Annotated in this window: 22 protein-coding genes; 5 read left to right on the forward strand and 17 right to left on the reverse strand. The window is 35.0% G+C overall.

What is annotated here, in order from left to right; all coding sequences use genetic code 11:
- Positions 1–3 precede the first annotated feature (3 nt).
- Both DRF58_RS05600 and DRF58_RS05605 read right to left on the reverse strand, forming a co-directional pair.
- The gene (locus tag DRF58_RS05600) at positions 4–2,400 is read right to left on the reverse strand and encodes a hypothetical protein (RefSeq protein WP_116033727.1); all 2,397 of its coding nucleotides are present in this window, start codon (positions 2,398–2,400) and stop codon (positions 4–6) included.
- A gap of 111 nt (positions 2,401–2,511) precedes the next feature.
- Positions 2,512–4,731, reverse strand: coding sequence for an NADP-dependent isocitrate dehydrogenase (locus tag DRF58_RS05605; RefSeq protein WP_116033728.1), 2,220 nt, complete (start codon positions 4,729–4,731; stop codon positions 2,512–2,514).
- 212 nt (positions 4,732–4,943) lie between these two features.
- On the opposite strand from DRF58_RS05605, the gene tpx reads away from it, so the two are divergent.
- Positions 4,944–5,441, forward strand: coding sequence for a thiol peroxidase (gene tpx / locus DRF58_RS05610; protein ID WP_116033730.1), 498 nt, complete (start codon positions 4,944–4,946; stop codon positions 5,439–5,441).
- 112 nt (positions 5,442–5,553) lie between these two features.
- Here tpx and trpA read toward each other — a convergent pair whose 3' ends face one another.
- The 9 genes from trpA to DRF58_RS05655 form a co-directional block, all read right to left on the reverse strand.
- On the reverse strand, positions 5,554–6,288 hold the full coding sequence (gene trpA / locus DRF58_RS05615; RefSeq protein WP_116033732.1) for a tryptophan synthase subunit alpha: 735 nt from the start codon (positions 6,286–6,288) through the stop codon (positions 5,554–5,556).
- An 82-nt stretch (positions 6,289–6,370) separates the two neighbouring features.
- Entirely contained in the window at positions 6,371–7,558 is a 1,188-nt protein-coding gene (gene trpB / locus DRF58_RS05620; protein WP_116033733.1) for a tryptophan synthase subunit beta, read from the reverse strand.
- A gap of 62 nt (positions 7,559–7,620) precedes the next feature.
- Complete coding sequence (locus DRF58_RS05625; RefSeq protein ID WP_116033735.1) at positions 7,621–8,286, reverse strand: phosphoribosylanthranilate isomerase; 666 nt, start codon at positions 8,284–8,286, stop codon at positions 7,621–7,623.
- Positions 8,287–8,291: 5 nt separating this feature from the next.
- A complete protein-coding gene (trpC, locus tag DRF58_RS05630; RefSeq protein WP_116033737.1) occupies positions 8,292–9,071 on the reverse strand; it encodes an indole-3-glycerol phosphate synthase TrpC in 780 nt (259 codons plus the stop codon).
- Positions 9,072–9,130: 59 nt separating this feature from the next.
- Positions 9,131–10,120: an anthranilate phosphoribosyltransferase gene (gene trpD, locus DRF58_RS05635; protein WP_116033738.1), complete on the reverse strand. Its 990-nt coding sequence runs from the start codon at positions 10,118–10,120 to the stop codon at positions 9,131–9,133.
- 73 nt (positions 10,121–10,193) lie between these two features.
- A complete protein-coding gene (locus DRF58_RS05640) occupies positions 10,194–10,763 on the reverse strand; it encodes an anthranilate synthase component II (RefSeq protein ID WP_116033740.1) in 570 nt (189 codons plus the stop codon).
- 16 nt (positions 10,764–10,779) lie between these two features.
- Positions 10,780–11,136: a four helix bundle protein gene (locus tag DRF58_RS05645; RefSeq protein ID WP_168926409.1), complete on the reverse strand. Its 357-nt coding sequence runs from the start codon at positions 11,134–11,136 to the stop codon at positions 10,780–10,782.
- Between the two features lie 18 nt (positions 11,137–11,154).
- Positions 11,155–12,582: an anthranilate synthase component I family protein gene (locus tag DRF58_RS05650; RefSeq protein ID WP_185144532.1), complete on the reverse strand. Its 1,428-nt coding sequence runs from the start codon at positions 12,580–12,582 to the stop codon at positions 11,155–11,157.
- Positions 12,583–12,918: 336 nt separating this feature from the next.
- Complete coding sequence (locus DRF58_RS05655; RefSeq protein WP_116033743.1) at positions 12,919–13,386, reverse strand: acyl-CoA thioesterase; 468 nt, start codon at positions 13,384–13,386, stop codon at positions 12,919–12,921.
- Between the two features lie 123 nt (positions 13,387–13,509).
- Here DRF58_RS05655 and DRF58_RS05660 point away from each other — a divergent pair, with 123 nt between their 5' ends.
- From DRF58_RS05660 to DRF58_RS05675, 4 genes are all read left to right on the forward strand, one after another.
- The gene (locus DRF58_RS05660) at positions 13,510–13,860 is read left to right on the forward strand and encodes an arsenate reductase family protein (protein WP_116033745.1); all 351 of its coding nucleotides are present in this window, start codon (positions 13,510–13,512) and stop codon (positions 13,858–13,860) included.
- A gap of 144 nt (positions 13,861–14,004) precedes the next feature.
- Complete coding sequence (locus tag DRF58_RS05665; protein WP_116033746.1) at positions 14,005–15,216, forward strand: DUF763 domain-containing protein; 1,212 nt, start codon at positions 14,005–14,007, stop codon at positions 15,214–15,216.
- Between the two features lie 33 nt (positions 15,217–15,249).
- Positions 15,250–15,834 (forward strand): biosynthetic peptidoglycan transglycosylase, encoded by a 585-nt coding sequence (locus DRF58_RS05670; RefSeq protein ID WP_116033748.1) that lies wholly within the window; start codon positions 15,250–15,252, stop codon positions 15,832–15,834.
- Entirely contained in the window at positions 15,818–16,498 is a 681-nt protein-coding gene (locus tag DRF58_RS05675; RefSeq protein WP_116033750.1) for a hypothetical protein, read from the forward strand. The genes DRF58_RS05670 and DRF58_RS05675 overlap by 17 nt, the downstream gene beginning before the upstream one ends.
- A gap of 99 nt (positions 16,499–16,597) precedes the next feature.
- On the opposite strand, the gene DRF58_RS05680 is transcribed toward DRF58_RS05675, so the two are convergent.
- From DRF58_RS05680 to DRF58_RS05705, 6 genes are all read right to left on the reverse strand, one after another.
- Entirely contained in the window at positions 16,598–18,385 is a 1,788-nt protein-coding gene (locus DRF58_RS05680) for an acyl-CoA dehydrogenase family protein (RefSeq protein WP_116033751.1), read from the reverse strand.
- 54 nt (positions 18,386–18,439) lie between these two features.
- Positions 18,440–18,796 (reverse strand): four helix bundle protein, encoded by a 357-nt coding sequence (locus tag DRF58_RS05685; protein WP_116033753.1) that lies wholly within the window; start codon positions 18,794–18,796, stop codon positions 18,440–18,442.
- Between the two features lie 35 nt (positions 18,797–18,831).
- Positions 18,832–20,010, reverse strand: a complete 1,179-nt coding sequence (locus DRF58_RS05690) for an acetyl-CoA C-acyltransferase (RefSeq protein WP_116033755.1) — start codon at positions 20,008–20,010, stop codon at positions 18,832–18,834.
- 46 nt (positions 20,011–20,056) lie between these two features.
- Positions 20,057–20,422, reverse strand: coding sequence for a four helix bundle protein (locus DRF58_RS05695; protein WP_116033756.1), 366 nt, complete (start codon positions 20,420–20,422; stop codon positions 20,057–20,059).
- A gap of 51 nt (positions 20,423–20,473) precedes the next feature.
- The gene (locus DRF58_RS05700) at positions 20,474–22,846 is read right to left on the reverse strand and encodes a 3-hydroxyacyl-CoA dehydrogenase/enoyl-CoA hydratase family protein (protein ID WP_116033758.1); all 2,373 of its coding nucleotides are present in this window, start codon (positions 22,844–22,846) and stop codon (positions 20,474–20,476) included.
- A gap of 79 nt (positions 22,847–22,925) precedes the next feature.
- The gene (locus DRF58_RS05705) at positions 22,926–23,378 is read right to left on the reverse strand and encodes a MarR family winged helix-turn-helix transcriptional regulator (RefSeq protein ID WP_116033760.1); all 453 of its coding nucleotides are present in this window, start codon (positions 23,376–23,378) and stop codon (positions 22,926–22,928) included.
- Positions 23,379–23,443 lie beyond the last annotated feature (65 nt).

Below are 23,443 nucleotides of genomic sequence, written 5' to 3' on the forward strand. Positions count from 1 at the left end.
TTATTATTTCACTTCATTGTAATAAAGTAATCTATCATTTTTATCAAAACTGATGATGGTGATTTCTCGGTTTTTTGCATTGTCGTTGTTGAAGAATTTTGCTCTTGGCGCTAATCCTGCATCTTCCGAAAGGTTGGGGTTCCAATATAGAGTTTCTCTAGTATCGTTTTTGATTTTTTGGTAAGCGTCACTTGTGATGTCTGGTAATTCAAATTCAACAGCTTTATCATAACCGCGCAATACGGTTTTGTTCACTTTTTCGGTCGTTTTATCTTCATCGGAAATCATATTTCCTCGTTTCGTATAAATCGCGATGGCATTGCCTACCAAACCATCATTCTTTAAAACTTTCACCATTGCAATATTACTGACAGGAACAGAACTTATCATACTTGCATCCACAGGAGTTTCATCAAGAAACAAAGAAGCTTGTGAACCACGTATAGATGGAATATAATTTCCTGAATTATCCATAGTGAAAGTAACTCCAGCAACTCTTCCTTGTAGCCATTGCAATATGTTGAAAGAGGTTGCAGCATCTTTGTTTTCATTCACCAAATCAAAAATGGTTGCATTCATACTTGTGAATTTTCCACTTGACAATTCCTTGTCCAATTCTGCTTTTTTATCTACTTTTTTAGCCGTCACTTTTACTTCTTCAATCAAGGTTTCTTTGTTAAAATCATCTATTCCTTGTTTGTTTTTTCTATTCTGTAAGGCTTTTGCAATACTTGGGTCTGGAGCAATATTTTTATCATTTACCAAGTGATAATTTGTAGAAGGCAAATCGCCTTTGTATGGTATATTATTTACTAAAGATTGAAAACTAATATTCAAATTATCAGAATCAGAAGTTTCTTTTTTGTCTTTATTAAGATAATAAGAAATGGTCAATGGTTCATTAAAATAAATATTATCCAAATAAATAAAACCGTTATCATCTGTAATTGCTGGAACAAAATTTTTGTCAGAATTTTCTGTCTTTAATAAAAGATTGATATTTTTATTCGGGATGAAACGTCCATTATTAGTCACTTTCCCTTTGAATGATAAATTCTTCTGAGGTTTATAAAAAAAACTTGGAGTTTTCCCAGCCAATAAAGATTCCCAGTCAAAACGTTTCCATTTTTCGGAAATTAATATTGCATCAAAAGCTTCCGGATTGGCATTCTTTTCAAAATATTGAGATGGATTGAATATTGGCGAAACAAAATCTCCTGTCAACCATTGTGCGCTTAAAAGAGTGTTTTCATTTTTAGTTTCTGCTGGCGAGATTTCTTTTACCAAAACCGTGTAACTGGTGTGGTCATCATCAGGCTCAATATCAAAACTGTTGAAAGCTCTAGGTTCATTATTAATTGAGAAAGCTAGAGTTGGCTCGCTGAGATTCAGTTTTTTTGGATTGACGAAAAATAATCTTTGTGCTACAGGATTTTGATTTTCATCAAAGATGGTAATCTGCAGAACTGCGGTTTCATCGTTACTAACTTTTGTAGGAATTGAACTTGAAGCTTCACTTGCGGTAGTTTTTATATTAGCTCTGTAAACCAATTGATTGTTGATTGTTCCAATAATACTGTAACCTTGTAAACCTTGTGGAAGATTTGTTCCTTTTAATTTGTAATTGATTCCTTTTTCATCGTTGGTCAAATTAAGATTGATTCCGGAATTTGAAACTGTAGGTAACGCAACTGTCTGCTTTGTTCCTTTATTATCTTCAATAATAGCTTTATACGTTTTTCCAAGTTTTGGAGTGATGGTAAAAGCACTTACATTTTGGTCCAAGTTTTTGAAAGTTGCTAATTTCTCATTTGGCTTTTCCGAATCGATAACATAACCACTCCAAGAAGTTGGCGGAATCCCTTGTGAATATAATCTTACAGCAACTTTGGTTGGAATATTATCTATGAAAGTTCCGCTTTCTGGAAAAACATTAGAAGTCCATTTGGTATTTTTATCAAGGACCAATTTCTGTTCAGAATTCGGATTATAGATTGGTAATTCTTTAATAAAATTGAATTCCTCAGAAAAATTGGCCATCCAAGTAGTGTAAGCCCGAATAAAATAAACATCCTCATTCAAATAATTGGTCAGAACAAAACTTCCGTCGCCTTCTCCGTTTTTAAGAAAAATAGTTCTTTTATCTACCAGATTTTTGTTGTGGTCATACAACTCAACAAACAAGGTATTAGAAATAGGAGAGCGGTTGTACCCATTGAGGACAAAAGATTTAAAATAAATATTATCTCCTACAACATATTTGTCTTTATCCAAAAGAAGATAGACTTTTTCCTGCGTGTAATTCTGTTCCAGATTCTGGATGGCTTTATCTATCTTGTCTTGTGCTTTGAACTGCATTATTCCTGCTACATAAAGAAAAAATATAAACGATTTTCTCATATCAAAAAGCTTAATTATAATTGATTGTTAATTCTTTCTGCAAATTAATTAAACAAAAGAAAACCCTCAACATTTGTCGAGGGTTTTATATTAATTTTAACAAGAATCCGCTTAGATTCCGTTTACAATTTCATTAAGCGTTGCAGAAGGTCTCATCGCAACATCTGTTTTAGCGAAATCTGGTCTGTAATAACCATCGATTTCCTGAGCTTTACCTTGAGAACCAATCAATTCTTCATTGATTTTGGTTTCGTTTTCTGCTAAAGCTTTTGCAACAGGCGCAAATTTTGAAGCAATGTCAGCATCTTTAGTCTGATTTGCCAAAGCTTCTGCCCAATAAGTTGCCAAGTAGAAATGCGAACCTCTGTTATCGATAGTTCCCAATTTTCTTCCTGGAGATTTGTCTTCTGCTAAGAATTTAGCATTAGCTTCGTCCAAAGCATCAGCTAAAATCTGAGCTTTTGCATTATCTTGAGTTTGTGCCAAATGTTCCAAAGAAGCCTGCAATGCTAAGAACTCTCCTAGAGAATCCCAACGCAAATAACCTTCTTCTATAAATTGCTCGATGTGTTTTGGCGCAGAACCACCAGCTCCAGTTTCAAACAAACCGCCACCGTTCATCAATGGAACGATAGACAACATTTTTGCAGAAGTTCCTAATTCCAAAATAGGGAATAGGTCAGTCAAATAATCTCTCAAAACGTTTCCAGAAACAGAGATGGTGTCTTTTCCTTCTCTTGCTCTTTTAAGCGTTTCTGTCATTGCATCTTTCACATCTAGGATTCTGATGTCAAGTCCAGTTGTATCGTAATCTTTAAGATATTTCTCAACTTTTTTGATGATTTCTCTGTCGTGCGCTCTTGCTTTATCCAACCAGAAAATAGCTGGTGTATCAGATAATCTTGCTCTGTTTACCGCTAATTTCACCCAATCTTGAATTGGAGCATCTTTAGTCTGACACATTCTGAAAATATCAGATTTCTCAACTTTTTGTTCCAATAGAACGTTTCCGTTTTCATCAAGAACTTTAACAGTTCCGTCAGCTTCTGCTTGGAAAGTTTTATCGTGAGAACCATATTCTTCTGCTTTTTGAGCCATCAAACCAACGTTAGGAACAGAACCCATTGTTGTAGGGTCCAATTTTCCGTTAGCTTTCATATCGTCAATTGCAGCCTGATAGAAACCTGCATAAGAACGGTCTGGAATAATCGCTACTGTATCATCTTCAGCACCAACTTTGTCCCACATTTTTCCTCCATTTCTGATTAATGCAGCCATAGATGCATCAACGATAATGTCAGAAGGCACGTGGAAATTCGTGATTCCTTTATCCGAGTTTACCATTGCAACTCTAGGTCCGTTTTCAAGCGCTTTATCGATGTCTGCTTTGATTTCTGCTTCTTGAGGAATTCCAGCGATTTTATCGTAAAGGTTTTGTAATCCGTTGTTTGGATTGATATCTAGAGATTTGAACGTCTCAGCATATTTTGTAAATACATCTTTGAAGAAAGTCTCAACAATTGCCCCGAAAATAATAGGGTCAGAGATTTTCATCATCGTTGCTTTCAAGTGCGCAGAAAGGATTACGCCTCTCTGTTTTGCTTCATCAATTGCAGTTTGAACAAATGCTTTCAATGAATTAATGTTCATTACAGAAGAATCGATTACTTCACCAGCTTTAAGATTTGCGAAATCTTTCAAAACTTTCTCAGAACCATCATTTCCAAAGAAAACGATTTTGAATTTAGAATCAGATTCCACAGTTGTAGAAGTTTCGGTTCCGTAGAAATCACCGCTTTCCATATGAGCAACATCTGTTTTGCTGTCAGATGCCCAAGCTCCCATTTTATGTGGATTAGCTTTTGCATAATTTTTAACAGCTTTAGGCGCACGTCTGTCTGAGTTTCCTTCTCTTAGAACAGGATTCACGGCAGAACCTAGAACTTTAGCATACTTTGCTTTGATTGCTTTTTCTTCTTCAGTTTTTGGTTCAGCAGGATAATTTGGGACTGCAAAACCTTTAGCTTGTAATTCTGCAATAGCTTCTTCTAATTGAGGCGCAGAAGCAGAAATGTTTGGTAATTTAATAATGTTTGCTTCCGGAGTTGTTGCCAATTCTCCAAGTTCCGTCAAAGCATCTCCGATTTTTTGGTCATCCGTCAAGAACTCTGGAAAGTTAGCCAGGATTCTTCCGGAAAGTGAAATGTCTTTTGGAACGATGTTAACGTCTGCAACCGAAGTAAACGCCTTAACGATAGGCAAAAAAGAATGCGTTGCAAGCATTGGCGCTTCATCCGTAAGCGTGTAGATAATTTTTGATTTTTCTGACATTATAGTAGTTGATTTTGTTTACTGTTTTTTCAAAACATACAAATTTAGTGTTTTTATAATAATTTTCTAGTAGTAGAAATATGATTTTTATTCAAATAGATAATTAATTATTCTTTATAATTAGTAAAAGTTAAATTTTATTAAAGTCAATTTTAAAATTTGAAAATTCAGAAATCAACCATTAACTTTGAAGAAATAAATTATACGAAATAATGTCACAAATTACATTCAAAGGAAGTCCTATCAATACAGTTGGAGCTTTGCCAGAAGTTGGAACTATCGCTCAAGAGTTTACATTAGTTGCTGCTGATTTATCTGAAAAACATTTGGCTGATTATACAGGGAAAAAAGTATTATTAAATATTTTCCCAAGCATTGATACGGGTGTTTGCGCTGCTTCTGCAAGAGAATTCAATAAAGAAGCTAGTTCTTTAGAAAATACAGTTGTTATCAACGTTTCTAGAGATTTGCCTTTTGCATTGAGCAGATTTTGCGCTGCTGAAGGTCTTGATAATGTAGAAGTTTTATCAGATTTCAGAGGGAATTTTGGAGAAGATTACGGCGTGACTTTGGATGATTCCCCATTGAGAGGGTTATTGAGTAGAGCAGTAGTTGCTTTGGACGAAAAAGGTACAGTTATCTACACAGAACAAGTTCCGGAAATTGGTCAAGAACCAAACTACGAAAACGCAATCAGCGCGTTGAAATAAAATTTCAATTAAAATAATTCATATTAACGGGAAATCTATTATTTTAGATTTTCCGTTTTTTGTTAAAAAAAACGGAAAGCAGCCTTACTAAAAAAATAAGACTGCTTTTTTATTAATTTTTTACACTTTGGATAAAGCTTTCTGCTTTCTCTTCCCAATCCTGATTTTCCAGAAGAATTTTCACAAAAGCGGTTCCGATAATTCCGCCTTGTGCTTTTTCTGTAACATTTTCAAAATCAGATTTATTTTTGATTCCAAAACCGATGAAAACTGGATTTTTCAATTCTAATGAAGCCAATTTGTCGAGATAATTTTCATTCTTTAAAACAGCATTTTCGTTTCCAGTTGTGGAAGAAGAACTGACAGCATACAAAAATCCTGAACTCAAAGAATCCAAATATTTGATACGCTCTTCCGAAGTTTCAGGCGTTACGAGAAACGTGAAATTCAGGTTGTATTTTTTAAGGATTTCGCCATATTTATTTTCAAATTCAATTGGTGGTAAATCAGGAATAATCAATCCTGAAACACCAACTTCCGAACATTTCTGACAAAAATTTTCAAACCCAAATTGAAGAACAGGATTAAGATAACCCATTAATATTTTCGAAATCGTCACAGAATCTTTGATTTCTGCCAATTGCTCGAACAGCTTCTTGATAGACATTCCGTTTTTCAAAGCCAAAGAATGCGCATCCTGAATCACAGGTCCATCCGCAACAGGATCGGAATACGGAATCCCAATCTCCATCATATCCGCTCCCGATTCCTGAATCAGTTTGGCAATTTTTCCGGTATCTTCCAAAGTAGGAATTCCTGCGGTGAAATATATGTTTAGTTTTTTCATAATTAGTTGATTGTTGTTGGTTGTCAGTTGATAGTTAGAATTTTAGAAATTGAAGACTTATAAAGCCATCAACCAATAACTATCAACCATCAACCAAATTCTTCAAATACGTTTCCATATCCTTATCGCCACGACCCGAAAGACAAATCACAACGATATCATCTTTGTCAAATTTCTTTTTATCCAAAACCGCCAAAGCGTGCGCACTTTCCAAAGCTGGAATAATACCTTCGATTTTCGTTAGTTCAAAGGCAGATTTCAAAGCTTCATCATCATTAATACTGAAAAACTCTGCTCTTTTTTGATTGAAAAGATTAGCGTGCATTGGTCCAATTCCCGGATAATCCAAACCTGCAGAAATAGAATGTGGCTCAATAACTTGTCCGTCTTCGGTTTGCATTACGAGACTCTGACTTCCGTGCAGAATTCCTAAAGTTCCGAGAAAAGTAGTCGCTGCAGATTTTCCTGAATCAACGCCAAAACCTCCTGCTTCTGCTGCAATGATTTTCACGTTTTCTTCATTCACAAAATGATAAAAAGTTCCTGCTGCATTGCTTCCACCACCAACGCAGGCAATTACATAATCAGGATTTTCTCTTCCGATTTTTTCGTTCAGTTGTTCTTTGATTTCTTTTGAAATAATACTTTGAAATCTCGCCACCAAATCAGGAAAAGGATGCGGACCAACCACGCTTCCAATAATGTAATGTGTCGTAGAAGGATTATTAATCCAATCTCTCAAAGCTTCATTTACTGCATCTTTCAAGGTTTTGGAACCTGATGTCGCAGGAATTACAGTTGCTCCTAACATTTTCATTCGGGCAACGTTTGGCGCTTGTCTTTGGATATCGATTTCGCCCATATAAACGATGCATTCCAATCCTAATAATGCACAAGCTGTTGCTGTTGCAACACCGTGTTGTCCGGCTCCGGTTTCTGCAATGATTCTGTGTTTTCCTAGTTTTTTAGCGAGTAAAGCTTGTCCTAAAGCATTGTTGATTTTGTGCGCTCCGGTGTGATTCAAATCTTCTCTTTTCAGATAAATTTGAGTTTGATATTTTTCGCTCAGATTTTTCGCAAAATAGAGTGGAGTAGCGCGCCCGACATAGTTCTTCAACAAATCCTGAAATTCTGTTTGAAATTCATCAGAATCAATGATTTGTAAATATTTTTCTTGTAATTCGGCAACATTTGGATAAAGCATTTCGGGAATGAAAGCGCCTCCGAAATCTCCGTAATAACCGTTTTTATCTGGGTTTTGAAAGTTCATATTTTTTTGTATTAATGTATAATGTAAAAAGTAAAATGTATTTGTTTGAGTTAGAATACATTTTACATACTATTTTTTACTTTTAACAGTTTTATAAATTCTTTTATTTTTTCTAAATCTTTATTTCCAGGCTCGATTTCAAATTTTGAATTAATGTCGAGAGCGATTGGTTGATGGTTGATGGTTGACAGTTGATGGATGTTTTCTAAGGAAATTCCGCCACTTAAAAAATAAGGAATTGGAATTTTGATATCATTTAAAATGTTCCAGTCGAAGGTTTTTCCTGTTCCTCCAAATGCTTTGGAATCGGTGTCAAAAAGAAGATTCGAGATTTGAGATTTGAGATTCGAGATTTTTTGAATTTCATTTATAACTTCCGACTTCTGACTTCCGACTCTAATAACTTTAATAATTGCAATTTTTGAATTCAGTTTTTGTTTTAATTCTGAAATAAATTCTTCGGTTTCATCACCGTGAAGCTGAATGAAATTTAAGTCGGCTTGTCCCGAAATTTCTATAATTTTTGCTAAATCTTCATTCACAAAAACACCAACTTTTGCTTGATGATTGATTTCTGAAATTTGCTCCAAACTCAAATAATTCAAAACATATCTCGGAGATTTTTCATAAAAGATAAATCCCAGAAAATCAACTTTCAAATCAATTAATTCTTTAATCTGATTGAGCTTTGTTAATCCGCAGACTTTAACTTGAAACTGACTTTCCATCTTTACTAAATTGATACATTAGAAACAAATTCTCCGAATTTTTCTCCCGGATTTTCATTTTTCATAAAATATTCGCCCATCAAGAAACCATCAAATCCTTTTTCTTTTAGGAATTTAAAATCTTCTTCATTATAAATTCCGCTTTCTGCAATGGAGAAAATATCTTCTGGTAGTTGATTTTTTAACTCTACAGAATGTTGCAAATCCACTTTGAAATCTTTCAAATTTCGATTGTTAATTCCAACAAAATCCACGTTTTTATTGATGTGTTTTAATTCTTCTTCGGAATGGATTTCCAGTAAAACTTCAAGATTTAAAGAATGTGCTAATTCCGTAAATTCCGAAACCTGAGTTGACGAAAGACAAGCTGCAATCAACAAAATAATATCGGCTCCGATTGCTTTGGCTTCGTAAAATTGATATTCATCAATCATAAAATCTTTCCTCAAAATCGGAATATTGATACGATTTCTAACACTCAAAATATCATCAAAACTTCCACCAAAAAAATCTTTGTCTGTCAATATTGAAACCGCACTTGCTCCGAATTTTTCATATTCAGAAACAACTTCCAAAGGTGAAACTTTATCATTGATAATTCCTTTGCTCGGCGATTGTCGTTTGAATTCAGTAATAATTCCGGATTTGGATTTCAAAGTTTCTTTCAACGAAAAAGTTGGTCTTCCAAAAAACTCAGAATCTTTCAGTTGTTCAATAGAAAATTTTGATTTTGCTTCAGTAACTTCCTGTTTTTTTCGTTCTATGATTTTATCGAGAATGTTCATTTTTATTTGGTTGATTGTTGTTGGTTGTCAGTTGATTGAATTTAGAGATAATAAATCTATCAACCATCAACTAACAACTGTAAACTATTTAAGGCTTTTCCGCTTTCCAAACTTTCTTTTGCCAAAGCCAAACAATCGTCATAATTTCCATATTTACCGGTGTTTTCCAAAGCAATTGAAGCATTAGCAAGAACAACTGAATTTTGTTCCTCAGTTCCATTACCTTCCAAAATTTTGATAAATAATTTTGAAGCATCTTCCTTGGTTTCACCTCCGAAAATATTTTCAGCAGAAACGTTTTTGAATTTCAAATCTTCTGCAGAATAGATTTTTTCTCCGGTTTTGCTGATGATTTTTGTGTCACCAGTTAAAGAAATTTCGTCATAACCATCCAAAGCGTGAACAATCATAAATTCGCTTTTCTGCTTTTGCAAAAGATATTGATATACTCTTGCAATTTCCAAATTTGCAACGCCAATCATTGTAAAATCAGGACGAATAGGATTTACCAAAGGTCCAAGAATATTGAAAAAAGTTTTCAACCCGAGTTGTTTTCTGAGAGGCGCAACCGACTTCAAAGCGGGATGAAACAACGGTGCGTGAAGAAAACAGATGTTTCCTTTCTCTAGATCGGCTTTCAAATCTTCAGAATTATCCTTGAATTTGTAACCCAATTCTTCTAAAACATTAGACGAACCGGAAATAGAAGATGCTCCATAATTGCCTTGCTTAGCTACTTTTTGTCCGGTTCCTGCAACAATAAAACTCGCTAAAGTCGAAATGTTGAATGTGTTTTTTCCGTCTCCACCAGTTCCAACAATGTCAACCAAATCTTTGGTTCCCAAATCGACAGGTTTTGCCAATTGCAACAACGCTTCACGAAAACCTTCGAGTTCTTCCAAAGTAATCGTTCGCATCAGAAAAACGGTGATGAACGAAATGACTTCACTTTCGTTAAATTTATTTTGTGAAATTTCAATCAAAATAGCTTTGGCTTCGGCTTTTGTCAAAGTCTGATGATTGAAAAGATATTGTAGGATTTGTTTCATTTTAATTGTTAATGGTCAATTGTTAATGATTAATTTGCTTGAATTTTAATCATTAACAATTAATAATTTATAATTAATCATTAAGAAGAAAATTTTCTAAAATCTTTTTTCCATCAGGTGTCAAGATACTTTCCGGATGATATTGGACAGCGTGAACATCATAAGTTTTATGTTTCAAACTCATAATCATTCCGTTTTTGTCAATGCTTGTGATTTCTAATTCAGCAGGGAAATCATCCGGATTGACTGCCCAAGAATGGTAACGTCCGACTTCTAAAGTTTCCGCTAAATTATTGAAAATTTTATGGTCATTGGTTTGAGTAGCTTCAGTTGCAACACCGTGATAGATTTCTGAAAGGTTAATCAAACTTCCACCGAAAGCTTCTGCAATCGCTTGTTGTCCCAAACAAACTCCGAAAATAGATTTAGTAGGCGCATATTTTTTAATCACGTCTAGCAAAATTCCGGCTTCTTCTGGAATTCCCGGACCCGGTGAAAGAATGATTTTATCGTATTTTTCAATGTCTTGCAAATGGATTTGGTCATTTCTGTAAACATCTACTTTTTGACCTACAATTTGTTCAATGATTTGAACGAGATTGTATGTGAAACTGTCATAATTATCGAAGACTAATATCATAATTGTTAATTATCAATTGTTAATTGTTATTTTTTGTGGTTTTAATTATGCTGGTAATTAATTTTATAATTTCAACAGCATTTTCATTGATGCTTTCAAATTCTTGTGAGGAAAGATAATTTGTAGCTTGGAATAACTCTAACCAATACAAAGTTTCATTAATTTCTTTTTGTGCAATAGATAATTTATGAATGAAATCTGCTTTGCTTTGAGCGTGCTCACTTTCTCTAACCATTGCGCCAACACTTGTTCCACTTCGTAAGATTTGTTTACTCAAAACATATTCTTTTTTATCATTAGCCAAATATTGATAAAGTTTAATAATTCGAACTGCAAAATCAAAACTTTTCTTTTTTATAATATTATTGTCTTTCATCCTAATAACAATTAATAATTAACCATTAACAATTCTCTCCGCTTTAATAATCGCTTTTTTCAAAGCGCCTAGTTTGTTATTAACTTCCTGTAACTCGCTTTCTGCAACAGATTTTGCGGTAATTCCGGCTCCGGCTTGATAAAAAAGCGTGTTATTTTTGCTCAAGAAAGTTCGAATCATAATCGCTTGATTACAACTTCCGTCAAAGCCTACAAAGCCGATACATCCTGCGTAATAGCTTCTGGAAGTTTTCTCGTGTTCATCAATCAACTGCATTGCTCTGTATTTTGGAGCACCGCTCAAAGTTCCTTGTGGGAAAGTAGTTGCAATCATTTCGTATGGATTTTGGTCTTCTTTGACATCCGTTACAACCTCAGAAACCATATGAATCACGTGTGAGAAAAAATGGATTTCTTTCAGTTTGGAAACCGTTGTATTTTTCCCGTGAATGCTCAAATCGTTTCTCGCCAAATCTACCAACATCGTATGTTCCGCATTTTCTTTCGGATCTTTTTTGAGTTTTTCTGCAGATTCCAAATCTTTTTCGATGTTTCCGGTTCTTTTGAAAGTTCCCGCAATGGGATGAATAATTGCTTTTCCGTTTTTGATAATCAACTGACTTTCCGGACTGGAACCCATTAATTTATAATCGCCATAATCGAAGAAGAATAGGTAAGGAGAAGGATTGATATTTCTCAAAGCACGATAAACATTAAACTCGTCACCTTGGAATTTCTGTTCAAATCTTCTGCTCAAAACTAATTGGAAAACGTCTCCACGGAAACAATGTTTTTTAGCAAACTCCACCGATTCCAAAAACTCTTCATCTTTCAGATTTGAAGTTTCTTCTGAGGTCAATTCGAATGGAAAAACCGGCGCATTTTTTTGGTTGATGATATTTTCAAGCGTGGACATTTCGGATTTCAGTCCTTTGATTTTATTCTCAATCAGGAACATTTCGTCATTATGATGATTGATTGCGATGACATATTGATACAAACGATAACGCATCAAAGGGATTTTATTTTCCTCCGATTGTTCTTTGAATTTGATGTTTTCGAAAAATGGAATCGCATCATAACTTGTGTAACCGAAAAATCCCTGCGCTTGTTTTCCAATCTCGTGGTTTGGTTTTTCGCATTGGAAACAGTTGGAAAATTCCTGCATCAAATCAGACAATTTCTCATTTTCTAAATTGATTTTCTGAGGATTTTCAAGAGGAAATTTCAATTCTGCTTCATCGTAATTTCGGATTTCGATTCCGGCAATGGCATTAACACATATAAATGAAAACGAATTTTCAGAATTCTGATTTCCTGCACTTTCCAAAAGAATCGTATCTCGAAACTGGTCGCGAAGACGGAGATAAATCCCAATTGGCGTATAAAGGTCTGCTAAACGGGATTTAACAGAAGTTTTTATATTGATTATGTTATTTAATTTCATACGATTTAATTTTTTTCTAAAATCCTTCGACTCCGCTCAGGATGACAATTACTAAAACTAAACTCTGTCAGACTGAGGCTCTCGAAGCCATAAAATAAAAAAGACTTTAACAAAATTTGTCAAAGTCTATTATGATTGAGTTATAGTTAGTTCACAATTTAGAACACCGATAATCCTTTCAGACCCGACATAGAGTTTGAAAGCCACCACCAGTTTTTTGTGTTCATTAATTTCATCTGAGAATATTTATTTTTTTTATCTGACAGATGTAACTGTCGTTTCATAAGAGCAAATTTAGAAATGATTTTTAATTCTGCAACTATTTTTTTCAAAAAATTATAAAAAAGGTTTCATCTCGTCTTCAATATCTTTTCTCAGATTCATCAGTTTTTTCGCATATTGTTCCAATTGTAATTCCTTTTCTGTTGTAGGAATCCATTTTGGAACTTCCATAGCTTTTCCATTTTCGTCAACCGCTACAAAAACAATGATGCAATGTGTTCTTTTCTCAAAGTTTTTTTCTTTTACATTACGCGAAAATACATCGATGGAGATGTGCATACTTGAGTTTCCTGTCAAAATAACTTTGGACTCCAACTTTACAATTTCACCGATTTTGATGGGCTGATAAAATCGGATTCCGCCAACATAAACCGTTACACAATAAGTTCCTGACCAATTGCTTGCGCAGGCATAACCGACTTGATCTATCCATTTCATCACGCTCCCTCCGTGAACATTGCCTCCAAAATTAATGTCTGTCGGTTCAGAAATGAACTGAAATGTAACCGGTTTATTTTCCATTTTATTCTTATTAAGATTCAAAAATAGGGAAGAATTTTTAGATTACAACCTTTTATTCATTTGACATTTGCACTAAATTTGTGTTTCTTAAATTCTAGTTTAAATCTCTTGACTTTAATAACAATGAAAAAAGTATTCTATCTCAAAACCTGCGGAACCAACAAGAAAATAATGACACCTCTTGACCTTTCTGATTGGGAACTGAGAGAAATAAAATCCAATCCTGTAACCGAAGCTGAACTGGAAGAAATGTACGACAAAACGAAATCCTATGAAGCGCTTTTCAGTAAAAAATCGACGCAAATCAAGGAAAGAGGAATTGATGTGAGTTCTTTGAAAGAAAAGGATTTTAAGAAGTTGATTCTTGACCATTACAGTTTTTTGAAACGTCCGGTTTTTCTTACAGATAAAGAAGTTTTTGCTGGAAGCGATAAAAAGAATCTTGAAAATCTGAATGCTTTTTTTGACAAATAGTTTAACCACAAAAGTCACAAAAGTTTTGGATGTTTTTCTAATGTTGAAAAGAACGAATAAACCGATATTACTGACTTTTGTAATCTTAAAAAGATAAATTCCACATCATTCTTTTGTGACTTTTGTGGTTTAAAAAAATAAAAAATGAAACGTTCTGGAACTGCAGATTTGCCACTTCATTACGGTCAGGTTCCACCTTGGCTTTATGAGCGTATGTCCAGACTTGGGCTGGCGATTGTGGAAGTGATTCTTGCAGATTACGGAAAAGATGAAGTGTTGCGACGATTGGCTGACCCATTTTGGTTTCAGAGTTTTGGAGCGGTTATGGGGATGGATTGGCATTCTTCGGGAATTACAACATCTGTAATGGGCGCTTTGAAACGAGCCATTAATCCAAATTCTAAATCTCTTGGAATTTATATTGCGGGAGGAAAAGGAAAATTCTCCAAAGACGCACCGAATGAATTGATGAGAATTGCAGATTCAACCGGGTTGAACGGCGATGAATTGGTGCGTTGCAGTAAACTATCTGCGAAAGTTGATAACACGGCGATCCAAGATGGTTATCAGCTTTATCTTCATAATTTTATTTTATCCGACCAAGGCAATTGGGCGGTTGTTCAGCAAGGGATGCACGATTCTGACGGAACTGCGAGACGTTATCATTGGCTGTCAGAAAATGTAACTTCTTTTGTAAATGAGCCTCACACAGGAATTTCCGGTGTTAATCGTGGGAATATTCTCAACCTCACATCTTCCGAAGCAGAACAAAATAGAAATGGAATCGTTGACATCACAAAAACCGATTCTGAGAAGTGGATGCAGGATTTTCAACGTTTAATTTTGCCGGCTCATCACGAAGTTTTGGCGAGTGATGTGGATATGAAAAAGCTAGGCAATATTCTTTGGCTGGCGAGAGAAAATGAACCTGATAATTTTGAAGATTTGCTGATGCTGAAAGGTGTTGGTCCGCGAACGATGCAGTCTTTGGCTTTGGTGAGTGAGGTGATTCACGGGGCGCCTTCCAGATTTACAGACCCTGCGCGTTTTTCTTTTGCGCACGGGGGAAAAGACGGTCATCCGTTTCCTGTTCCGACCCAAACTTATGACGAAACAATTTCTATTCTCAGAACCGGAATAGAGAAAGCTAAGTTGGGAAACACGGATAAGAATCTTGCTATTAAAAAGCTACACGAGATTGCTGTGAAAACCGAAGAGAATTTTACGCCAGATTTCAGTCTTGAAAAAGTGATAGAAGAGGAGAGACAAAACTCTTGGCGATTTGGTGGAAAAACTGTTTTTGGCGATGCTAAACCTCCGAAAGGGAATGATGGGATACAGTTGAGTTTGTTTTGATTCAGTAATGAAATAAGTAATAAAATATAACAATTGATTTATAAAGAAATAACAATTGATTTGTTAACAATCAACAAATTAATCATTAATGAAAAAGAAAATATCATAAATTATTCTAAGTTTAAAAACTTAGATAAGCTTGTCGTTTTTCTAATTATTGGAGAAGACAGAAGGTTCTATCAACATAAAGGTTTTGATGTTATTGCAATAATTAGAGCAATTAGAAACAGATTATTTTACAATAAAAAAGAGGGTGCTAGCACAATTGAACAACAACTTGTTAGAGTAATTACGAATCAATATGAAAGATCTTTTCGTAGAAAATTGAAAGAAATTATTCTTGCTACTTACTTAAAAAAAATTATATCAAAAAAAGAAATAGCATTATTATATCTAAAGTTAGCATATTTTGGTACAAATAAGAATGGACTAGAGAATGTTCTAAATTCATATAATTTAAAATTAAATGATGAATTAAGTGACGATATATGTGCGTCAATAATTGCAAGATTAAAATATCCTGAACCAAAATCTAGTATATCAAAGAAACATTTATTAATTGCTCAAAGAGCAAGATACCTAATGAAATTATATAAACTTTATGGCAAATATTATTAATTATATACGCACATCTCAAGAATGCGAAAATCCTTTTGAAAAGGTTGTAGAAGCTAATTTTCTAAAAGAGAATTATTTTAACCTAAATGAAAACGAAAAAAAATCTTTATTAAATTTTCTTGTAATTAGTAATTTTTGTCACGCTTTTAAAGTTAAGCCATTAATCTACGAACAGATAACACAGTATATCGAAGATAAATTTGATGTAAAGAAAAATTGTATAGTTTTAATAGGAAGTGCCAAAACTGGATTTGCAATAGATCCAAATAATTATGGTAGAAAGTTTTCAGAAAATAGTGATCTTGATTTCGCTATAGTTGATGAAAAACTTTTTGAAAAATGTGTTATTGATTTTAAACTTTGGAAAAACAAAACAGAACATAATGAATATGATGAAAAACAAAAAAATAAATTTTGGGATGAAAACCAAAATAATTTGAAACATCAGATAAAAAAAGGTTTTATAGATACTTACAAAATTCCAAATTTCATAGAGTTTTCAACTACACAGCAAATAAATCAGAGTTTATCACTTATCGTTATAAATTTGGAAAATATCCAAAATATGAAAGTGAAGCAAGCTTCTGCTAGAATATACAAAGATTGGGACACCTTTCAAAGACAATTGAAAACTAATATAGAAAATGTATTACAAAAAATATAAATGTTTACTTAAATATATAAGTAGAAAAATTTGTATGTAAATAAAATTCGCCTCAGAAATTTCTGAGGCGAATTTTATAATTTTAACCAAACGGATAATTTAATAAGAACCTTTCTCAATAAAATGTGCAGCAACTTTTTCTGTCAATGCAATTGGATTTGGTGTGTTCACGTATTTTGTGAAACGTCTTAATCCTGCTAACATCATTCTTTGTTCGTCGCCTTCGGAGAAAGAAACGATACCTTCTTTGGCGTTGGTTGTGATGATTTCAACCGCTTTGTAAAGATTCAGTCTTGCCATTGCAGCTTCTACAGAATCTGTTGAGAAATGTTTCTCAGCTCTCAGGATTGCTGATTCTGCCATATAGATTTGGTTCAGGATTTCGGAAGCGTTTAATAACAAATGTTGCTGCTTCTCGATGTCCATCATATATTTTTGAAGCGCAGAACCGGAAACCATTAAGAATACTTTTTTCAAGTTCTTAATCACTTCTTTTTCCTCAGACATATATTCTGAATAATCCGGAATGTCAAAAGACGGAATGCTCATCAATTCTTTAGCCACGTTTTTTGCAGGCGTTAACAAATCGATTTTGCCTTGCATCGCACGTTTGATAAGCATTCCAACGGCCAAGAGTCTGTTGATTTCGTTAGTTCCTTCGTAGATTCTGGAAATTCTTGAATCTCTCCAGGCAGATTCCATTGGTGTATCTTCTGAGAATCCCATTCCACCATAGATTTGAATCCCTTCATCTGCTGTATGCTGAGCTAAATCTGAAACGAAAACTTTCAGAATAGAACATTCAACCGCAAATTCTTCCACACCTTTTAGTTCCGCTTCTTCGTGGTTCATTCCACCAGCAACCAGTTCCTCGATTTTGTCTTCTACATTTTTAGCAGCTCTGTAAGAACCAGCCTCACTCACGAAAGCGCCTGTTGCCATTTCCGCCAACTTCTTACGAATCGCTCCAAATGTATTGATAGAAACCCCGAATTGCTTTCTCTCCGTAGAATAACTCAGAGAATAATTCAGGATTCTTCTTTGTGCATCCAGACAAGCCGCAGCTAATTTGATACGACCAACGTTAAGTGCATTCAATGCGATTTTGAAACCGTTGTTTCTTTCGCCTAAAAGGTTCTCAACAGGGATTTTCATATCATTGAAGAAAACCTGACGCGTAGAAGACGCACGAATTCCCAATTTGTGTTCTTCCTCTCCGAAAGTCAGACTTTCAGGATTTTCCAACTCGGAACGGTTGATAACGAACCCTGTAATGTTTTTATCGTCATCAATCTTAGCAAACAAAGTGAAAGTATCCGCAAATCCTGCATTTGAAATCCACATTTTTTGCCCGTTGATGATGTAATGTTTTCCATCTTCAGACAATTTTGCTCTTGTTTTTCCGCTGTTGGCATCAGAACCAGCATCAGGCTCAGTCAAACAATACGCTCCGAATTTAGTTCCAGCAGCCAAATCCGGAAGATATTTCTGCTTTTGTTCTTCAGTCCCGTAAAGTAGGATAGGAAGTGTTCCGATTCCTGTATGCGCGCCATAAGCCGTTGCTAATGAACCTGTCGTTCCAGAGATGTAATCGCAAGCCAGCATTGTAGTTACGAATCCCATTCCCAAACCGCCGTAAGCTTCCGGAACAGCAATTCCCAGGAATCCCATTTCCCCGATTTTACGCATTACTTCTTCTGTATAAGCGTAATCTTTTTTCTCGAATCTTTCCTTATTCGGAACCACTTCTTTATCTATGAATTCCTTTGCAGAATCGCGAAGCATCTTTTGTTCTTCGGACAATTCTTCGATGCTGAAAATTTCCTGAGCAGAAATATCCTTTACCAAGAATTCTCCGCCGTCTAATGTTTTAGTTTCTGTTGACATAATATTTTGTGATTTTAAATTTTAGATTATAAATTTTAAATGTAAGATTCGCTGTTATAAATTTTCAGATGAAGTTTTGATGATTTTAGTTAGAATATTAATGATACTTTCGATTTCTTTTAAATAAGATTCAACCTCAATCTGAACGAGATTCGAAGATTGATAAAGCTTCAACCAATATTTTGTTTCTCTAGCTTCTTTATTTGCAATGGATAGTTTTGAGATAAAATCTTTTTTAGATTGAGCGGCAATTGCTTCTTCTACATTTGCACCAATCGAAGTTCCGCAACGAAGAATCTGCTTTGAAAGAATATATTCATTCTGAGATTTACAAATCGTATAAAATTTAATTATACTCAATGCAAATTCAAATGTTTTATGTTGAATCAAATTATCTTCTTTGAAGCTCATTTCATCTAAAATTTATAATTTAAAATCTATAATTATTAGAGAAGTTCGAATACACTCGCTGCACCTTGACCTGTTCCAACACACATTGTCACAACGCCGTATTTGCTTTGTCTGCGTTTCATTTCGTCAAGCAGTTGAACAGTCAATTTTGTTCCTGTACAACCAAGTGGATGTCCAAGTGCGATTGCGCCTCCGTTTACGTTTACGATGTCAGGATTGATATTCAATTCTCTTAAAATGGCAACGGATTGAGAGGCAAAAGCTTCGTTCAATTCAAACAAATCGATGTCAGATTGTTTTAGGCCAGCTTGTTCTAATGCTTTCGGAATCGCATACATTGGTCCGATTCCCATAATTCTTGGCGGAACTCCGACAGTTGAATAGGAGAGAAGTCTCGCCACTGGTGTTAAGTTTAATTCTTTGACCATTCTTTCCGACATTACCATTGTGAAAGCCGCACCGTCAGAAGTTTGAGATGAATTACCTGCCGTTACAGAACCATTCGCTGCGAAAACAGGACGAAGTTTTGCCAAGGCCTCGATTGAAGTATCAGCTCTCGGACCTTCGTCTTGCTTGAATGCGTATTCTTTGGTCTGAATCTTTTCCTTTTCATCAAGGAAATTATATTTCACATCAATCGGAACAATCTGATTATCAAATTTTCCTTCCTGTATCGCTTTTATCGCTTTCTGGTGAGAGTTATAAGCAAATTGATCCTGCTCTTCGCGACTTACTTTGAACTCGTTGGCAACCGCTTCTGCTGTTAATCCCATTCCCCAATAATAATCGGGATTTGATTTTGCCAAATCCGTGTCCGGAATTGGTTTATAGCCTCCCATTGGGATATAAGACATACTTTCTGCTCCACCAGCGATGATGCATTCTGCCATTCCAGCTTTGATTTTTGCTGCTGCAATCGCAATCGATTCTGAACCTGATGCACAATACCTGTTCACTGTTACACCCGGAACTTTGTCTGTATCCAATCCCATTAATGAAATCAGTCTTGCGACATTCAATCCTTGCTCTGCTTCCGGCATTGCACAACCGACAATCAAATCGTCGATGCGAGCCGGGTCAAGATTTGGAACATCTTTCATCAGACGTTCTATTACAGTTGCCGCCATATCATCCGGACGGGTAAAACGCAAAGAACCTTTCGGCGCTTTACCAACTGCTGTTCTGTATCCTGTTACTATATATGCTTCGTTCATAGATTTAGAGATATTTAGACAAGAGATTAGAGACTCTTGTCGGATTTTAAATATTAATGTTTTTCTTGAGATTTTCTTTGAAGACAAAAAGCATTTTCTGAATTTCATCCAATTTATTTAGTAGCAATTCATTTCTTTCTATGGATATAAAATTTAATCTTTCGAAGATAATAAGTTGGGTTTGAAGTTCATAAGAAGAACCATAAGCGATATTTAGAAAATGATAAAATTCTTTTTCTCTTTCTCGTCCAGCACCTTCTGCAATATTCGAAGGAATAGAAACTGCACATCTTTTGATTTGAGAAGACAAACCATATTTTTCTTCAACTGGCATAGTAGCTAAAGCGCTATAGACTTCAATAATTAAATCAATAGAATCATTCCAGATTTTTAATTTTCTAATATTGTGCATTCTTATACTTTTTTATAAGTGTCTCTTGTCTTCAATCTTTCAATCTCTTGTCTAATTCCTTACCGGTTTTCCTGTTTTTAACATTCCACCAATCCTTTCAAGTGTTTTTCTTTCTCCACAAAGTGACAAGAATGCTTCTCTTTCCAAATCCAATAAATATTGTTCAGAAACTTCTGTCTGTTCAGAAAGATTACCGCCGGTCATTACATAACCGATTTTATTCGCGATTTTTCTGTCGTGTTCTGATGCATAACCACCAGCAACCATTTGGTCTGTTCCAACGTAGAACATTCCCATTGCTTCATTTCCAAGAACTTTAACTTTCTCAGGAACCGGCGGTGTATATCCTAATTCGTCTAAAACAATAGCCTGACGTTTTGCTTCAGCGATTTGTCTGTCTTTGTTAACAACAATGATATCTTTATCTGTTAAAATTCCCATTTGCTTAGCTTCGTGAGCAGAAGTCGCCACTTTTGCCGTTGCAATATTCATAAAGTAATTTCTCAAATGATTGGTTTTTACATCATCAGGAAGTGCTCCTTTCAAGGCTCTTAAAGCAAATTCTTTGGTTCCGCCACCACCAGGGATCAGACCAACACCAACTTCTACAAGCCCGATGTAAGTTTCTGCTGCTGCAACGATTTTGTCGGCGTGCATAGAGAATTCGCAGCCACCACCAAGCGTCATTCCGAAAGGTGCAGCGATTACTGGAATTGATGAATATCGTAACTTCATCGAAGTCTGCTGGAACATTGCGATTGCCATATTCAGTTCGTACCAATCTTGTTCAACAGCCATCATCATTACCATTGCTAGATTAGCGCCGACTGAGAAATTTTCAGCTTGATTTCCTACAACCAAACCTCTATAATCTTTCTCGGCAATATCAATGGATTTATTAAGACCTTCCAAAACGCCACCTCCAAGAGAGTTCATTTTTGAACGGAATTCGAAGTTCAAAATACCGTCGCCAAGGTCAATTAATGCAGATTCAGAATTAGACCAAACTGTTTTTTCTTTTCTGATGTTATTAAGAATAATAAAAGAATCCTGACCAGGAATTGGTTCGTAAGTTTTCGTATTCTGATTGTAAAATAATTGTTTTCCATTTTCCAGTTTGTAGAAAGATTCGTTTCCGGAAGCCAGCATTTCTTTTACCCAATCTGCCACTTTATAACCTTCGCTTTCAACCAAATCAATTCCTTTTTGGATTCCTACAAAATCCCAGTTTTCAAATGGTCCATATTTCCAAGCGTAACCGGTTTTCATTGCATCATCGATAGAATAGAACACATCCGTAATTTCTGGAACTCTTTGAGAAACGTAAGCAAACAATGAAGCGAAATGTTTTCTAATCAATTCTCCGGCTTTGGATTGGTCTTTCAACAAAATCGGTAAACGGTTTTTCAAACTTCCGGCTTCTTTCGCTGTTGTAACAATCGAAAGTTTTGGTTGTTTTGTCGGTTCGTAGCCCAGCGTTTCATAATTAAGAACGAAACGATTCACATTTCCACCAGCATCTTTTTCTTTATAATAAAATCCTTTTTTAGCTTTATCGCCAAGGAATTTATTTTCAATAAGGAAATTCAAAGTTTTGGAATCTTTAAGAGCCTGAACCATTTCATCGTCTTTAAGATTGGCTTGAAGTCCTTTGGTTACATTGAAAGCGGTGTCCAAGCCAACCAAATCTCCCAATTTGAAAGTTCCGGTTTTTGGACGATTCAGTAAATCTCCGGTCAAGGAATCAGCTTCTTCAATTGTTAAACCGATTTCTTCCGTCAATTCCATAATCTTTGCCATCGAATAAACTCCAATTCTGTTTCCTATAAATCCTGGCGTATCTTTACAAAGAACAGTGGTTTTTCCAAGGAATTTTTCGCCATAAGACATAAAGAAATCAATCACAGATTTATCTGTTTTTGGACCTGGAATTACTTCAAATAATTTCAAGTATCTCGGTGGATTGAAAAAGTGTGTTCCACAGAAATGTTTCTGGAAATCCTCTGACCTTCCTTCTGACATCAAATGAATCGGAATTCCCGATGTGTTAGAAGTTATCAAAGTTCCTTCTTTACGAAGTTTGTCCACTTTTTCAAACATCGATTGTTTGATGTCCAATCTCTCGACAATCACTTCAATCACCCAATCCGAATTTTTGATTTTATCCAAATCATCTTCGAAGTTTCCAACCGTAATTCTGGAAGCGAAAGATTTGTCATAGATTGGTGAAGGATTACTTTTCAAAGCGTTGTTAAGATGACCTTGTGCAACGCTGTTCCTTGTTTTTTTGTCGGCGTTTTCCGAATCTTTCGGAGGCATATCCAACATCAAAACCGAGATGCCGTTACCCGCTAAATGACAGGCAATTCCGGAACCCATAACGCCGGAACCAAGAACCGTAACGTGTTTTATTTTTCTGTTCATTATGTTGATTTGTTAATTTGTTGATTCGTTAAATTAGTTGATTTTTCTATAAATCTAACAGTTTTACATTTTCACGATTTCACTTTTTATGATTTAGTTCGTTCGCGATTTTTAAGATGTCTGTCATTACTTCTTTGAAAACTTCAAATTTCTCTGGAGCAATTCTTTCAACCACTTTTTTATTGAAATTAACTACAACTTCTTTGGAAAGATTTCTGGAGTTGACTCCTTTTTCCGTCAGTTTTATAATCACTTCTCGTTTATCAGTTGTGGTTTTTTCTTTGTAGATATAACCATTGTCTTCGAGAAGTTTGATGATTCTTGTCAATGAAGTAGGTTCAATCGCCATTTTGGGACCAAGATTCGTACTTCTTGTTCCTTCTTTTGGGTCAATTTTAAGTAATGTCAATGCTTGAACTGCAGTTGAATTGTACAGGGATGCTTGGTCCGAATACATTTTCGAGACCGCTAACCAAGCCGACTTTAACATTAAGTCAACACTTTCGACTTTTTCTGAATTTTTCTTTTCCATAACTAGCATATTGAAGTGCTTTTTACAAATATAAAAAAAATACTATGCATGCATAGTATTTTGAT

It is taken from the genome of Epilithonimonas hispanica (assembly GCF_003385395.1).
GTDB classification, from domain to species: Bacteria; Bacteroidota; Bacteroidia; order Flavobacteriales; family Weeksellaceae; genus Epilithonimonas; species Epilithonimonas hispanica.